At 34.6% G+C, this 16,773-nt stretch carries 13 protein-coding genes; 3 read left to right on the forward strand and 10 right to left on the reverse strand.

What is annotated here, in order from left to right:
- Positions 1–4: 4 nt before the first annotated feature.
- Both AC0N0V_RS12825 and AC0N0V_RS12830 read right to left on the reverse strand, forming a co-directional pair.
- On the reverse strand, positions 5–1,285 hold the full coding sequence (locus tag AC0N0V_RS12825) for a VanW family protein (protein WP_474458326.1): 1,281 nt from the start codon (positions 1,283–1,285) through the stop codon (positions 5–7).
- 246 nt (positions 1,286–1,531) lie between these two features.
- On the reverse strand, positions 1,532–2,323 hold the full coding sequence (locus tag AC0N0V_RS12830; RefSeq protein WP_474458328.1) for a glycyl-radical enzyme activating protein: 792 nt from the start codon (positions 2,321–2,323) through the stop codon (positions 1,532–1,534).
- 96 nt (positions 2,324–2,419) lie between these two features.
- On the opposite strand from AC0N0V_RS12830, the gene AC0N0V_RS12835 reads away from it, so the two are divergent.
- A complete protein-coding gene (locus AC0N0V_RS12835) occupies positions 2,420–3,085 on the forward strand; it encodes a cysteine hydrolase family protein (RefSeq protein ID WP_474458329.1) in 666 nt (221 codons plus the stop codon).
- Positions 3,086–3,115: 30 nt separating this feature from the next.
- Here AC0N0V_RS12835 and AC0N0V_RS12840 read toward each other — a convergent pair whose 3' ends face one another.
- Entirely contained in the window at positions 3,116–3,451 is a 336-nt protein-coding gene (locus AC0N0V_RS12840) for a winged helix-turn-helix transcriptional regulator (RefSeq protein WP_474458331.1), read from the reverse strand.
- 191 nt (positions 3,452–3,642) lie between these two features.
- Here AC0N0V_RS12840 and AC0N0V_RS12845 point away from each other — a divergent pair, with 191 nt between their 5' ends.
- Complete coding sequence (locus tag AC0N0V_RS12845) at positions 3,643–4,173, forward strand: GNAT family N-acetyltransferase (protein WP_474458333.1); 531 nt, start codon at positions 3,643–3,645, stop codon at positions 4,171–4,173.
- A 342-nt stretch (positions 4,174–4,515) separates the two neighbouring features.
- On the opposite strand, the gene AC0N0V_RS12850 is transcribed toward AC0N0V_RS12845, so the two are convergent.
- From AC0N0V_RS12850 to AC0N0V_RS12865, 4 genes are all read right to left on the reverse strand, one after another.
- A complete protein-coding gene (locus AC0N0V_RS12850; protein WP_474458334.1) occupies positions 4,516–6,243 on the reverse strand; it encodes a hypothetical protein in 1,728 nt (575 codons plus the stop codon).
- Positions 6,244–6,389: 146 nt separating this feature from the next.
- On the reverse strand, positions 6,390–7,646 hold the full coding sequence (locus tag AC0N0V_RS12855) for an MFS transporter (RefSeq protein ID WP_474458336.1): 1,257 nt from the start codon (positions 7,644–7,646) through the stop codon (positions 6,390–6,392).
- An 84-nt stretch (positions 7,647–7,730) separates the two neighbouring features.
- Positions 7,731–10,355 carry a phosphoenolpyruvate synthase gene (gene ppsA / locus AC0N0V_RS12860; protein ID WP_474458337.1) on the reverse strand — a complete coding sequence of 875 codons (2,625 nt, stop codon included), beginning with the start codon at positions 10,353–10,355 and terminating at the stop codon, positions 7,731–7,733.
- Positions 10,352–10,966 (reverse strand): TetR/AcrR family transcriptional regulator, encoded by a 615-nt coding sequence (locus AC0N0V_RS12865; RefSeq protein ID WP_474458338.1) that lies wholly within the window; start codon positions 10,964–10,966, stop codon positions 10,352–10,354. The genes ppsA and AC0N0V_RS12865 overlap by 4 nt, the downstream gene beginning before the upstream one ends.
- A gap of 342 nt (positions 10,967–11,308) precedes the next feature.
- Between AC0N0V_RS12865 and AC0N0V_RS12870 the strand changes: the two genes are divergently transcribed.
- Positions 11,309–12,304: a DUF3231 family protein gene (locus AC0N0V_RS12870; protein WP_474458339.1), complete on the forward strand. Its 996-nt coding sequence runs from the start codon at positions 11,309–11,311 to the stop codon at positions 12,302–12,304.
- 309 nt (positions 12,305–12,613) lie between these two features.
- Here the strand turns inward: AC0N0V_RS12870 and AC0N0V_RS12875 are convergent, their stop codons facing one another.
- From AC0N0V_RS12875 to AC0N0V_RS12885, 3 genes are read right to left on the reverse strand one after another with little or no spacing between them, the layout of a single operon-like run.
- Positions 12,614–14,866, reverse strand: coding sequence for an ABC transporter permease (locus AC0N0V_RS12875; protein ID WP_474458341.1), 2,253 nt, complete (start codon positions 14,864–14,866; stop codon positions 12,614–12,616).
- Positions 14,860–15,558 carry an ABC transporter ATP-binding protein gene (locus AC0N0V_RS12880; protein ID WP_474458343.1) on the reverse strand — a complete coding sequence of 233 codons (699 nt, stop codon included), beginning with the start codon at positions 15,556–15,558 and terminating at the stop codon, positions 14,860–14,862. The genes AC0N0V_RS12875 and AC0N0V_RS12880 overlap by 7 nt, the downstream gene beginning before the upstream one ends.
- Before the next feature lie 16 nt (positions 15,559–15,574).
- The gene (locus AC0N0V_RS12885) at positions 15,575–16,246 is read right to left on the reverse strand and encodes a TetR/AcrR family transcriptional regulator (RefSeq protein WP_474458345.1); all 672 of its coding nucleotides are present in this window, start codon (positions 16,244–16,246) and stop codon (positions 15,575–15,577) included.
- Positions 16,247–16,773 lie beyond the last annotated feature (527 nt).

Raw genomic sequence — 16,773 nt, forward strand, 5'->3', positions numbered from 1 at the left:
GAACTTATCCCTCATTTTGTTCAATTTTATCTGTATAAAGCAAATCTTTAGAAACTAGCAGTCCCTCTTCATATGTAACCTTAAATACATTCACCTTATCTCCATCTATTTCATTTACAACGTCATATTGTCTATTAGTAAGACTTGAATTGGAATAAATATTAAAAGTAATATTTTTATTTTCAATTACAGACTCAATATATATAGGAAAAGTCAGTGTATTTTTGAACTTATAATCAAGAAGCCCATATGCAACCGTTGCATCCAGCCCAAGCCCTACATATGTAGATGGAATTGAATGATGTATTCTTTCAGTAGACGGTATATTTGCTCTCAGGACAGCATTATAAAGCGTAGTAGATACCTGACATATTCCCCCTCCAATATCATCAGTAAATTTATTATCAATAATTACTTTAGCAGTTTTATATCCTCTTTCAACAGACCTTTCCCCCACCACGTCATTAAAACTAAATTCATCGCCTGGCATAATTATTTTACCATTTATTGCATTAGCAGCTATGTCTATATTAGTTGAACGATTATCATTAGAGGCTTGAAAATTAGTAGTGAAGCTAGATATCATAGAATTTATACCTTTTAAATCCTCTGCTTTAATCTTTGGTGCAACTTCATTTAATTCAACCTTAATAACCAAGTCCTTTTCTTCTTCTATATTAGTTATCTTCTTTCTTATATCTTGTCTTAACTTTTCAACATCAACCATATATCCAAATTTTTCTTTATTTATTATAAATTCATTGGATATTCCCTTTGACAAGGAGGCATTAACAGCCGTTATGTTATTTTCTTTTTCTATATTCTTTATAATAGAATCCAAAGAATCATAGTTATATGTATGGTTTAATTGAAAAACCTTCCTGTTGGGAAATTTTATAGAAATATACTTTGTTAATATATTTCCTTGTCTACCGCTATCAAATGCTTTATCAATAGCTTCACTATAATCATATTGCATACTAAGTTTAGATGTATCTATGATATATTTTCTATCATTAACTTCTATAATAAATTCTTTTTCTTTAATTATATTATTATGTTCTTCAATAATAGCTTTCTGAGCTTCTTCTTTAGTTTTTCCTCCTACATTTACATCTTCTATCCATAACCCTGGATATAGTCTTGAATTATATTTTGATACAGTTGAGTACATTGTAATACCTTGAACACATATCATTGACCCTATTACCACAACAGCTATATATATTGACCTTAGTGAGGATTTTTTCTGTTTTAGGGCTTGTACCTCTAAATTTGAGCTCATACCTCTCCTCCTTTTACCAAAAATTCATTATGATATATGAATAATAATAAACCTTTTGGTACTATTTTACAATACTTGGGCAATCAATTTTATAATCTTCCCTCTCATTAATTATCAATTTAGAACCTTTAAACATTTATCACAAAAAGTAAAAGTGTATTGACCTATTCTTTCAATACACTTTCCTATTTGCCTTAACGTTAAGATGTAATTTTTTTATTCTCATAGTTAAAATACATCTAAAATTCACTTATAGCTGACTACCCGAACGCCTTCACTTTCAACTATTTTGCATAATTCTCTTATGTATTCCTTTGATTGAGTTCTAAACTGTCTTGATGGCTTTTCTATGCCCAAGGCTTCATATTTACTATCCCCAAATGAATGATATGGTAGCAGTTCTAATTTAGGTATATCTATATTATCTTTAACAAATTTAGCTGTTTTTCTTATATTATCTATATCAGAATTTACCTCCTCAATTACTGGTATACGAACTACCACAGGTACCTTCAACTCATTAAGTCTTGATATATTTTTTAATATCTTTTCATTGCTAATTCCGGTGTAAAATCTGTGTTTGCTATCATCTATATGTTTTATGTCTATAAATATTAAGTTCATTTTTTTTAATATGTCTTTTACATCCTCAAAGTCAAAGTAACCAGATGTTTCAATAGCTAGATCTATGGCTTGATCGTAAAGTTTATATACAAGTTCTCTCAGGACATCTACTTGCAGGGTTGCCTCCCCTCCAGAAAAGGTAACACCGCCGCCTGAGTACCTATAAAATATTTTTTGCTTTTCGATCATTTTTAATATTTCTTCGCTACTATAATTATAAATTAAACTTTTCCTGCTCTTTGTCGGGCATGCCTCTACACAAATCCCACAGCCTTTGCACACTTCTTGTTGTCGCTTAGTATTCAAATTTATATTTACTCCATGTGGACATATCTGGGCACACCTTCCACATTTTATACATGTTTTTTCGTAATGCGTAACCTTGTTAGAACTTGTATAAAGTTCTTGAATCATACAATGATAACACCCATTTGATTTCAGATTTGAAGTACCCTTCTTCTATCAGTTGCATAATATATAAAGGTATATAAACATCTTAGGAGGATTAATGTGATATATTTTTGTCCTATACATGGTAAATCCTTTGAATGCTTTAGTGATGATGCTCTTAATTATAATGCATACTGCCCTTTTGGGAACATACGAGCAGGGGAAACAGATCAAACAATCATCGATGAATGGAATACCATCTCCGCTCCTCCCTCACCTAAATTGAAATCAGTAGCAATTGATTCTAAAACCAGCGCGCTTTTAATATTAGATATAGAGACTTTAATATGTAAAAGTCCTCGCTGTATAGCTTCTATCCCCAATATTAGCAATCTATTGACTAAAGCCCGTAAAAATAACATGCTGGTCGTCTATAGTCTTATACCTTTAGGAAATCCTTCTGATATCGCTAGACAGGTAGCTCCTTTACCAGGTGATCCTATTGTGAAATCAAGCGTAGATAAGTTCTATAAAACCAATTTAGATGAAATATTACAAAGAAAAGGTATTAAAACCGTTGTAGTTACTGGTTACGCTGCCAATGGTGCAGTCCTTCACACAGCTACTGCCTCAGCTTTTCGCGGTTACAATGTTATTGTTCCCGTTGATTGCATGTCTGCTGATAATCCTTATGCTGAACAATACACAGCATGGCATATGCTTAATAGTCCTGGAACTAGAAATCGTGCAACCCTAACGAAGGTGGATTTAATTAACTTTCAATAAGAATAAATAGCCACCAGCTAACGCTAGTGGTTATTTATTTTTCATCTGCTTACCCCATTTTGCTAATGATTCCAGTGCTGGTATCAAGTCTTTACCTGCCTCACTCAATGAATATTCTACTCTTGGTGGAATCTCCATAAACTGCTTACGATTAACAAGTCCATAGGCTTCCATTTCTTTTAAGGATTGGGATAGCATCATATTTGTTATTCCATCGACTTTTCTTTTTAATTCGTTATAACGCAAAGTATTGTTTTGTCTCAAAGCCCATATAATAGGAAGTCGCCATTTCCCTCCAATTAAATCTAGGGCATAGGTTAATGGACAAGTTCTTATATCCTTATTTTCAGTATCTTTACCATTCATTGAATAACTCCTTTAATCAGTTTTTACTTACTTAGTCATTAAATACTGCATACTTGTACTTAATTTGTTATGTATTATAATTATAACATAATTAATCAATTGGTTTAATATTAGTGGGATTATAATTACTCTTTATAGATAGAAATTCCGGGATTTATTTATAAAATGGTAAATAAAAAGGAGTGAAATACATGAATATAAGATACGAGATTATACCTAATGAAAAACTTGAATACTGTAGAAATCTATGCAATGAGCTAATGGCATTTCAAAAGTCAAAAGCAGAAATTAAACCGGAATTATTTGACAACATGAATTTTGATACACGAATGATTCCCTCTATGAATAGTGCAATATACAATTACATTGTAGTTGTTAAAGACGATGATAAAATAGTTGGTTATGTATATTCTAACATCTCCCTCAAAGAAACATACGCAAATGACTTTGCCACTTTTTTTGATCTTTCTTCCGTCAGTGGCAATAATGTTGGCTGTTTATCTCAGTTTTATATTAAAGAAGAGTATAGAAAAAAAGGGATTGGTTCCGTACTTTTTGATATGTCAATGAACTGGTTAAATCAATTTGATGATGTTGAGGATTATTTTATCTTTGTTTCAAATGGCAATAATGACGCTTTGGAGTTTTACAAGCGAAAAGGGTTTCTTTTTAGTCATAAAATATTGGAAGGTTTTATAACTGTTTTACGAAATAAATTGTAGTTAAAACAATTAGTTATCTATCCTTATTTTGAGCTTTCTACTATGTCTTTCAATGGTTAGTTGATTAGACTCCAATGTAAAGCTGCATTGTATTCTCGTTAAGATAGACTAAGAACAATTAAATTGCAAGATAGTAAGAAACTGCAGCAAATCTTAAGATTTACTACAGTTTCTTATAACTCAATTTCTAGAGATCACACCATAAACTATTCATTCGAGTATTCATTCTTTCTTCAGTCAAGTCTCCATTTTCCAGTGATGAACGAAAAAATATGGATGATAAATTTTCAAGTTTTATATTTGTCTAATACTCAATAATCTAAATTGTATTTCTGTAAATCACTACTGAAGTTTTAATGTAAATCCTGTTACCGGAATAATTCTTTGATTCTCAATGCTTACATATTCGAGATTTATACTATCTCCATCTCTTGCAAGTACTATGTCTGTATTTATATTTTTATCAACCATGAATATATTATTTGGTTCACTATCTATCTTTAAGTAGAATACTGTTTTACCACTTTCTACAATTTGATTAATTCTTATTATCTTACCATCCTTTATAACCTTTTTTAGTTGAGCATCATTTTTTACCTTTGCATCAGAATTTTGATTTATTGACCCATCTACAATGGCCTTTTTAAATGCTTCAAGCAAATCTGCCTTATTATCTGCAAGAACTGAATATTTACTTTGTGCTGTGACAAGGCCAAGTTTTACAAAGGAACCGTCAGTTTTATTAACTATAGGTACAATCCACGTATCTATTCCATAAAGATTATATAATATTGGTTGTGATGTTGCCCAGTTTGATTTATTAGCTCCTAAAAGTTTCTCAACAGAATTCATTGCACCTTCTCCGTTTAGAAATCCTGGTGTTTTATAATAAGTCATTTCACCAGTTCTTGTGTTCATTAAGGTATATCCAGTCATAGTAGTAGATGTGCTTGAAGTATTAGTATGGTCTGTGAAGAAATAAAAATTCCCATTATCACCTACAACACCAACAACTTGATTCGATTCTAGTTCTAATCCCTTCAAGTTAACACTGGAAGCCCACTCAGTTGGTATATGGACACCCTTTTGCCCAATTTTTGAATTAATTAAACCATTTTGGTATCTTCCAAAGTAATTATTATAAGTTTCTGCTACCTGTGAGGTATAAACCTGATCAACCCAAGCTGGAACTTTATCCTTTGAAAAAGCTTCTACTTTTCCATTCTTAGCATCATAAAGAAGAACTCCATCCACTGTGATTCCATTTCTTCCATACTTATAGTGACCATAGGTGCCTACATAATATGCATTTAAATTATCATCTAATTCTACATTAGCATTTAATAGTATTTTATCCGGTGCATATTCTCTAAGCTTTCTATAAATATTATGATTTAATACTAAGGATTCTCCATATTTATAGGGAGCATTCAGTATCTTAGCATCTTCTAATCTTTCAGCTGAAACGTAAACAACACCAGGTAATTCTTTATTTAAGAAAGCTTTTAAACCTCCCTCTATATCTATAGGGGCTACATAGTATGCACCCTTTTCTGTTTTTGTAATCGTAACCTGTCCTATCTTATAAAGGCTTGGATTTGGCAAAGAACCTATTAGTGTTTGCATTTGATAATAGGCTGTTTCTGGCGGTATAATTATAATGTTTTCTGTGTCAATTTTAGGCGATTGTTTATCGCTTTCCTTTACATTAGTCATTGTATATAAATTTTTTGTTCCTCCACTTATATAAGGAATTGTAGAATATACCATACTAACTACTAAAATAATTAGAAATACACCATTGAATTTATTTATTACGAGACCTTTGCCTTCTCGCAAACTTCTCTTATTCATTACGCCTGCAGAATTAAATATTAATTGAAATATTGCAATCCACTTTAAGTTTGCTATCGTAAATGATATACTCCTGTCCATATTTCTAATATAAAATACTACAAATGCATAAACAAAACCTATTAAATATCTTGCTATTTGCTCACCCTTAGAGCACTTCTTAAAATTATAATTCAAGAATAATATTGGAAATAAGAAATACCATAAAATAGACATATTTTCCTCCCCTAACTTATAATGCGATATCAAATACCTCTTAATGCAATTTATTATACACTTTTCTTTTTAATAATTCAATAGTTTTAAGATGTAAAAATATCACCACATGTTTAAGTGTTCTTTTAAGAAAAATACATCTTTTATTAAAGTTCATGATTCTTCAATATTGGGACTAGAAACACCACTAAAGCTAACACCATTAACAAAGCAGCTGTCATTACCGTCCATTGCACAGTAGCCCTATTAAGAATGATTCCATAGACCAAAGCACCTAAGGGCATGCCACCCTTTGTAATCATTCCAACAATAGAAAACATTCGAGACATGTATTCGTTTGGGGTTGCTTTTTGTATAAAGGTCTGCACAGGAACGTTTATGAACATAATAGCGACACTTAACAGTCCAAGAACTCCAGCCAGTAATCCAAAGTACAAAATACTTCCTCTTCCTAATACAAACAAACTACGTGGAAACAATAGGAGTGAAAACACCAGCATTGTAAACATTAGCAAACTGCTGCCACTTACAAGTGATTTTGTCATCTCCTTCTCTTTACTAAATAGCAGATTTACCAAAATGCTTCCTAGCAGCGCTCCTAATATAATTATCATCTGTAGATAACCGTATTGTGTGTCGGAATATTCTAACTGGGTTCTAAAAAACAAAGGTAATATAACTGAAAATATTGGCTGGATAACGGCGTATATTACCAGAAAAAAGACACATAGTTTAAGGATTACTCGGTTAGCGAGAATGAATTTAATGCCATCAGAGAAATCTGCTCTAAATCCTGGCATACTAGTGTCTGACTTTCGTTTTGCGTGCTTGTACCTGATTAGTAGCGAGCTGCCCGCCGACATCAAAAATGAGATTCCATTGATAAAGAATACCGCTGTAATTCCCACTTTTGCATATAATGTTGCACCGATTACTGGACCTAATAGGCCACCTAGGATTCTAAGCGTTGCAAGATTAGAGTTAGCCTTGGTTAGTTCATCCTCAGCTACCAATTGAGGCAGCATTCCTTTAGTAGCTGGATCAAATAAGCCATACAGCAAAGATACTACTACCTGCATCGATAGCAGCAAAGTCAGGCTCATCCTGCCCGAATATGCACTAAAGGCCAAACTCATTATTGCCGCTGCACTTGCTAAGTCAGTTGCAACTGTGATCATCTTTCGATTAAGCCTGTCTGCAAATACTCCAGCAAAGGGGTAGATTAGGAGAGCTGGCACTAAACATAGGAAAGAGAACAACCCGATAGTAGCTGAGGACCCTCCCGAATCGATAATGTATAAGGGCATAATCACCATTTGAATTCCAGTTCCCGTATCAGATATCATCCTTCCAAACATAAGCAATATAAAATTCATATTCAAAGCTTTCTTATCCCTTTTCATAGCCTATTGCCTCCAGTCTTTTTAACATTATAGAGCGACTCGGTTGAGTCGCTCTTTTATAATTGTATATTTCAAACTTGTCCATTACAGGATTTCAACGTATCCTTCTTTTCCATTGATCCTTATTCTCTGTCCATCTTTAATCAATTTTGTAGCATTCTCAACACTTACTACTGCAGGCAGACCATATTCTCTTGCAACAACGGCTCCATGGGTCATCATCCCTCCTACTTCAGTAACCAAACCTTTAATTGATACAAAGAGCGGAGTCCAACTAGGATCAGTAAATGTTGTAACTAAGATATCTCCTTCTTCTATATTCGCATCCTCCATTTTCAAAACAATCCTTGCACGTCCTTCAACAACACCTGATGAAACCGGTACTCCTGCTAATGCGCCCTCAGGTATCTTATCAGTATTGTACTCACCAGTTATAATCTCTCCCTCAGATGTTATCACTCGAGGTGGTGTAAGCTTTTCGAAGACTTCATAGTCTTCTTTTCTCTTAGTTATGATATTGTAATCTAATCGATTTGTCTTAACTACATTTCTAAGTTCATCAAAAGTTAGATAGTAAATATCCTCTCTATCACGTATTGTGCCTTTCTGAACCAAGACATCAGCTTCTCTCATAAATGCCTGTTTTATGATCCAGTCAAACCATATTAAAATATACTTATTAAATTCACGATAACCAGCATAGTTACGTAAAACACTAATCGCTTTCTTTGCCTTCTTGGCTTTTCTTTTTCCACCTGACAATTTCTCAAGACGACTGAGGATTTCTTGCTCCTTCTCTCTTGCATCCTTAAGTCCCTGCTTAAATTTTACACTGTGTGCATTTGGCCCAAAAGCTTTTATATTGCTTAGAATTGCTGGAACAAGTATGGTTGGATTTTCATTCCATCTTGTCCTAGTTATATCAATTTCTGCTGAACAACGCATACCATACTTCTTAAGAAATGCTTTAATTGAATCAATAACAGCTAATCCTCCTTCTATCTTAGCCAAATCATCAAAAAAAGTTTCTTCCTTTGGATTCTGAAAATATTCAACTATTTTCGGATACTGCCTTACCACATCTGCAACATCTAGAAGTTCAAGTCCCATTTCTGATGTGACATTATTAGATACAGATTGAGCAAGGGTATCTGCTACATTCTTTTCACCTAGCCATTTCTCAATATTTTTATTTATCCAGTAAGAGGCATAGGCTCCCGCAAAAACCACTCCATAGCTATCAAAAATAGAATTCTTGATTTGCGTCATACTCTTTAGAATAAAATCAAACAACTCATCTCCCGAAACTTTAGTACTACTTTGCTCCAATTCAAGTAGTAGAGCCTTATTGTCATTCATCAGACTTTCAACTATGGCTGGGTCATTTGCCCTATAGTCCTTTATGGTAAGCTTTAACCATTTCAACAACAATGATTTTGGCACCATGTCTTTCTTTCCTCTATGCAGAGTTTTGATAAAATCCTTTCGTTTCGCCAGATTAATAAGCGCATTCTTCATTAGAACATCCACCGTATCGAGACCTTTGATAAAAGTCTTCCTGCCAAGCGGTGAAGAAAGTTCACGAGATGCATCTATATACAGCCTTCCACCCATCTCACTCATTGTAGAGCTAACCATCTGTTTGAATAAAGTCTGAAAGAATGACATTCCTAGTGGTTTCATAGCTTCAGTCATCATCTGTCTGTGTCCAAAGGAGATATACACATGATTCTTCCCATCCTTAGTTTCTGGTGGTATAGGATATAATGTAGTAATAGGTCTGCTCTGAACAATATAGAAGTTATCTTCATAAAGGCACCATTCTATGTCTTGTGGACAGCCAAAGTAGGCCTCGATCTTTCTTCCCATGTTCGTTAGCTGTATAATTTTCTCATCCAAAAGGGTCTGCGTATTCTGTTTTGTAGCCTCAATCTCCTTTTCCTCTGTACCACCCTTCTCTAGTGCATAGATGGCTAGTTTTTTAGTTGATATCTTTTTGTCTAGTATCCTGCCTTCTCTAACCTTATAAATATCTGGATTCACTAAACCAGATACAAGTGCTTCACCAAGACCAAAGCTTGCATCGATGGATGCAACCTTTCTATTAGAGGTAATAGGATCTGCAGTAAACATTATTCCTGAAGCTTGTGGGAAAACCATCTTTTGTATTACCACGGATAAATAGACCTTACGATGGTCAAAGTTATTCTGTATACGGTAAATTACTGCTCTGTCTGTATAGAGTGATGCCCAGCACCTTCTGATATGCTTCAGAATCTCATCCTTTCCCATAATGTTCAAATAGGTATCCTGTTGTCCTGCAAAGGAAGCCAGCGGCAAATCCTCTGCTGTAGCACTTGAACGTACGGCATAGGCATTTTTTTCACCAAGCTTTGAAACATATTTTGTTACTTCTTCTACAATATCCTTTGAAATTGATATTCCTTCGATAACATCTCGAATCCTTTTGCTGAGTTCTCCAACTTTTTCTCTATCATCTACCTTTAAAAAAGATAATTGATCAATCAATGAATTGAATGCTGGATTATTCTCGACAATCTTTTTATATGCTTCAGTAGTTATGCAAAAGCCATCTGGAACACGTATCCCCTCAATTTTAGACAGTTCCCCAAGGTTAGCACCTTTACCGCCTACTATTGGAAGTTTTGATTTATCAATCTCTTGAAAGCCTAGTACATATAAACTCATACATATTCCTCCTTATAAAAATTGTTTCTAAGTAAATTTATGCATTCCTCAAATTCTTTAAGAAAAACTTCATAATCAATTTCTGTCTTATCAGATACTTGATTTATATACCCATCAGTGAGCCAAACAAGCATTTTCATAACGAGCTTTGGGTCAACGCCTTCCTTAAATCTTGAATAGTCCGTACCATCAAAGGCAATTTTATTTCTAAAACCTTCACCCTTGGCTAAAATGGATTCTTTGTCTTTTTTTACCTCTTCATCCGTTTCAAAATATGCACTTGTCAAAAAGGATGGGATTGCAGGGTGTTTTTTCATAATCGCGAGCTCAATATTAGATGAAAGCTTAATTCTTTCAAAGAAATCAGTGACTGTATAATCAAACTTTTCCTCAACTTCCTTCATAATAATATTGCCGCATAACTCAATTAAATAAAAATACAAGGCTTTTTTTGTACCAAAGTAATGAAAGACCATTGCTTTCGAAATTCCAGCAGCAACAGCGATGTCATTTACTGAGGTTTTTTTATATCCATTTGTACCAAAAGATTTAAGTGCAGCGTCTATAATTGTCTTTTGTTTATCTTCAGGTAAATTTAAAAATTTCTCCATAGAACTCACCTCTTTAAGTTTATAAACCGAATCGGTTTATGTTGATATAATTATATTACTATAAACCGATTCGGTCAATATCGTTTTGAAAAATAATTTTTGTTTTTTAGTTTAAATATATTGCACGAGTAAGGCTTTATAAAATTTAGGCCAACGCTAATATCCTCCCCCTACCTTAATAAAAAATCCCCCAAACATTAATTTGGAGGAATTAAAATACACTTTAACTTTCGATCAAAATCCTTTCAATACCTATTAATAATCATAGTATCTATCAAAGTAGTAAATACTATGAATGAAGTATAACAGTCTATTTACTGTAGATATAAAGGAGGAATATAATTGTATTCTGAAAATAACAAACTAACTTCTGCTGAAATTAGTCATCTATGGAACAGCTATGTTTTCGACTCGCTAATATATCATCTGATTTCATACTTTTTAAGCAACATAGAAGATAAAGAGATTAAGGAATATCTAGACTACAGCCATTGCTCAATTAAGCAACACCTAGACGAGTATAGTACGATTTTTAAAAATGAAGAGCTGCCAGTTCCAAGAGGTACAATAGCAGAAGATGTAAACACTAATACCCCAAGATTGTTTTCTGATAAGTTTTATATTTTATATGGTGAGGAAATGGCAAAGTTTGCTTTAAGTAATTTTGCTTTAGCGTATACTGAATCTAGTCGTGATGATATTAGAAATTTATTTAATAAACGTCTTAATGAACTTGTGAAAGTCCATCAACAAGTAATTGATATTCTGATTTCTAAAGGTATTTATTCAAAGCCACCGTATATTAATGTTCCAAATCATGTGGAATTTATTGAAGATAAACATTTCTTTGCAGGCGTATTTGGAGAGATAAGAAATTTATCTTCACTTGAGGTTAAACAGCTTTTCAATAATACAATAAGCAATACTCTTGGAAAAGCACTTATGATGGGATTTAGTCAGGTCTCAAAATCAAAGGAAATTCAAGAATATTTTTTAAGAGGAAAAAAAATTTCAGATGGATATATAAAATTATTTTCTGAAAAGTTACTTAATGACGGTATTAATCCTCCTTGTTCACTTGAGTCAGAGATATTACCTTTTTCAGGTTCGGAACCACCACTATCTGAACGACTCATGCTTAACCATACTGTGTTTCTAAATGCTTTTGGTATAGCTAATTACGGTTTGTCCTTAGCGCAAAGTCAGAGACATGATTTATCCACTATGTATGCAAAAATTATAGTAGAAGTAGGCCTTTATACCGACGATGGAGCCGATTTACTAATCAAAAATAAATGGCTTGAACAACCACCCTTAAACTTACACAGGAAAAAGTAAACTGAAATGTAATAGCAATAGCAATCTGTTATTGCTATTCGTCTTTTAATAATCTTTTTTAAATTAGTAAACATTAAATTACAGTTTCCACATGTAAGACAAAAACACTGCAAAATTCATATTTGAATAATACAGTATTTTTATGAATTTTTCAGTTGTGCCGTTAAATGAGAGAAATATGAATTAACTACAATCGCCTTTTATATCATAATCTCTAGCATTACACATTGTATATAAAAGTTATAGTTCAATGTTTGAGGCCGCAATATTATGGCTGCAGCCTCAAAGAGTGAAGATATAAATATTTTTCTATTCCGTTCCTGCTTTTAATGCTTCGCTCAGGGAAACTGCATTGAGCTTTTTCTTGCAAAGCAACTTCGAAAACTCAAAGGAGAGCATTACAACAACAAATCCAACTCCAATGTAAATCGGATCGATCATAACAGGCATTGAAAAAGTAGCGCTGTTTTCAAGTGCTTTCAACAATCCTCCCACTGCTGCAAAACTGAGCAGTATTCCAATGATATACCCAATCGCGACGACAATCATTGAGCTGTTAAGAATCAAGGAATTCACTTCCTTCTTCCTATATCCGAAAATCTTCATCAGCGAAATAGTGCTCTTGTTTTCTTCAATGATCATAGAGGTTACAATATAGATTATAATCAATCCGATTATAAACGCTAACACCGAAATGAAACCAACCAGTGCCGCCAAAGGCGCCATACTACTCTTTATCGCAGCGATCTTATCTTCTATCGACAATGCGTAATGCTGCTCGTTTTCCGGAATATCCAGCGGTTCATTACTGAAAAGCTCGTTATAGCTTCCTTGTGGCATCCCAAACTTCTCGTTATACTCCGCGAGCGGCATAAAGATAGACATGTTATATGAATCTGCGATGCTGCCAACCTTCAGCGAAAATTCCTGATAGTCCGATTTTCTGACGATGTTTATCCTGTCTCCCTGCTTTACCTTCAGTTTATCGGCAATTGGCTTCGTTATAATGACCTGATCCATACTCAATCTGGTTCCGGATTCATCTACAACTGTTGATATTTTAGAATCCGGCAGAACCCCAGCGACGTGAAAAACTTTATTATCATCGCCCTCCAGCAGAAACTTCGATACCGCGAAAGGTTCGGAGCCCGCTGGAGCTGGCTCTGTGCGTAGACTTTCAAACACATATTCGTACTGGTAATTTTGTGCGTTTTTTAGTTCAGTTGTAAGAAAATAATTCATACCACTTTTAAGAAAAAAACCGAAGAGCAGAAGCAATGTCGCTGTGGCGCAGCCAGCCAGCAGCAAAGTAAGCCGGGACAGACTTCGGAGTTGTTCCCTTATTTTGAACTTTGTAGAGAATTTGAGTTTTTCAAGTTTGAACATACGTTCTAGAAAATTGACCTTACTCTTCTCTTTATTCCCTTTCATCAGATCAACTGGCGAATGTTTAAGCTCTTGACCTATGACAAACAAGCTACTTAATCCAAGGAATAAAACCGGAAGGAAAAGGCTTATGATTATTACGGTCAAGCTATAGTCGATTCCAGTCATCGGTATTTCGAATAGCTGAAAATAAACTAACAGCATTGGACGTACAGTAAATAGTCCTAAGATCGTTCCAATGACACCTCCGATTAGGGCAATCACAAGCGGGAATTTCAAATAATGGCGATAGATTTCCCTTCTTCTATACCCTAACGCATACAATGCGCCGACAATCACTGATTCGCGCTTAATTATCCGCCCAATGACGTTGCTGAGTAAAATAGCGGTTAACAATAAAACCGCAGTAGGCATTACCCTTCCCATAAGACTGGCAGAGTCAAACTTCGCAGCGGCACCACTAACCCTAATATTAACACCTATATCTGTCCATTGCAGGATACCAATACCGTGTTTCTTAAGCAATTCTATGAATTTTGTAGACTGAGCGCGAGGGCTATCTTCAGGATGGTTAAATTTTACCGCATAGAAATTACTTCCTTTACCGAGCGCAGTGAAATCCCCACGGCTTATGACTGCAATGCCGAAGTTCTTCGGCGAATACATGAGGTCTGTTTCCGATTTCAGTGGATAAATATAATTCGGTATCGCCATAAAGCCGGTAACCCTAAACTTCTTATTAAGTATCGTCAGTACATCACCAATTTTAACTTTTTGTGCAGTGGCAAAAGTCGGGTTCAGCAGTATATCTCCGCTGCCGCTTAACTCTTTACCCTCAAAGAGGGCGGGAATATTGATCTTATCATTCTTGGTGAAGATGCGCAGCGTTACCCCTTCTGAAAGCACATGATCGAAAGTACTACCTTCTTCTATTACTGCGTCTGCAGCAAGCTCAAGCTCCTGTAAATTGTCAATGCTTTTGTCTGTTGTAAAAGAGGCATCTTCCTGCACATATCCTCTTTCATATTCATTCATAAGACGTTTTAAATTGTTACTTACCATAAGCAAGTTTACAAATAGAAAGCAGCTGAAAATAATCAGTAGAATGGAGCCGATATACTGTGCTTTGTTTTCGAGCAAAACACGTTTGATTCTATTGTTAATCACCATTACCATTCAATCCTTTCCGCCGAAATAGTTCTCTCATTCACCAATTCTTCTACGATTTCACCGCTGCGTACCTTGAACACCCTGTTCGCCATAGCGGCAATGGCGGCATTGTGGGTTATCATCAAAATGGTTGTCCCATATTTTCTGTTTACCTGCTGCAGAAGCTCCAGGATGCTGCGTGACGTATGAAAATCGAGTGCACCAGTCGGCTCGTCGCAAAGTAACAGCTTCGGATTTTTAACGATAGCTCTGGCGATAGACACCCGTTGCTGCTCACCACCGGAAAGCTCCCTTGGAAAGCGGTGTTTTTTATCCCTCATTCCTACCGCCGATAAAACTTCATCAGTATTCAGAGGTGATTTGCTTATGTTGGAAACAACTTCAATGTTTTCCCCAACTGTAAGGTTTGGAACCAGGTTATAGAATTGGAACACAAAACCGATGTCACCACGTCTGTAATCCGTCAGTTTATCGTCACTCAAATTGTTTATCTCAACCCCGTCAACGGAGACTTTGCCACTATCGCCGCGGTCAATACCGCCGAGGATATTCATCAGTGTAGATTTCCCCGAGCCTGATGGCCCGAGGATGACACCAATTTCTCCCTTATTAAGTTTCATTTCGATTCCCTTCAAAACTTCAGTTTTAACTACGCCTGATGAGTAGCTTTTCTTTAAGTTTATAACATCAATAAACATATTCATTTTCCTCCCTTCATTGATACAGGATTTTACGAAGAGTTTGCATATACTCTTCAATTTCTTTTGCCATTTCATCATAATGTGCCTTGTATGCCTCGATGTCATCGCCATATCGAAACAGGCTGTCCGTGAGGCCATTTGCCGTCCATAAAATGATGTTTTTCGCCTTTTCACTGTCAATGCCTTCCTTGAATAGCGTTTTGTCATTATTTGATCTTTGGTAGATTTGCTGCATACCCATATGGGACGAATTCAGCAAATCTCCCGGCATCCCTTCTGGAAAAACTTCTTTAATTGAAGAATATGCTTTCACTATAAACCCAAATACAAGCGGGTATTGAAAGTAAAGATCCGCCTTCAGTTTTGCTACAATCCTGAGATTTTCAAGAAAGTCATATTTTTCTGAAATAACATTTTCAAACTCACTAATACAAATGTCCAAGGCATATTTTATGAGAAACAGGAAAAGTCCCCTTTTAGACCCAAAGTAATGAAATATCAGTCCTTTTGATATTCCCGCTTCTTTCACAATGACATCCGTATTCGCTGCCATATAACCTTTTGAAAATTCCTTCAGTGCCGCATCTATAATACGCTGGCGTTTTTCTTCTTCCATTGCCATAAGCTTGTGTTCCTTAATATCATACTCTTTGACAAACTCGGAATCATCAACCTTTCTTGCCAATTTTATCACCTCATTTATAAAACTCCATTGACTACAAGTCAATCTATAAATATAGTATAGCACTCATTGACTTAAAGTCAATGAGTATGTGTAAATTTTTTTAAGTTTAATATAATCTGTATTATATTTTTTCTCTGTTGGAACATATCTATTCAGTGTCCCCATCAAAAGATAGCCATTGTTATAAGCTTCGTTAGTGAACAATATATTACTAACATCCAAATATCATAGATTTATGATTAGTAGACCATATAAAAATATGGTGAGAGTATCGTAAAATCTAAATATGGTCTTTTGCTATTAATTTCATAGAATTATAATTTGAATATTAAACAAAATAATAAGGTGATATTAAGAATAAATTCTTATTTTAGGAGGTAACAATTACTATGAGTGAAAAAAAAGATCCTTCTGTTTCAAGCCAGCAAGAGAAGGAAAAGAAGGCTAATAATTCTGGAGTTAAACATAATAAAAAAACACATAAAAAAGACTGATATTAAGACTAAATTTTAAAAACTAAATGTAAT

Source organism: Clostridium sp. CS1-1, from assembly GCF_056135525.1.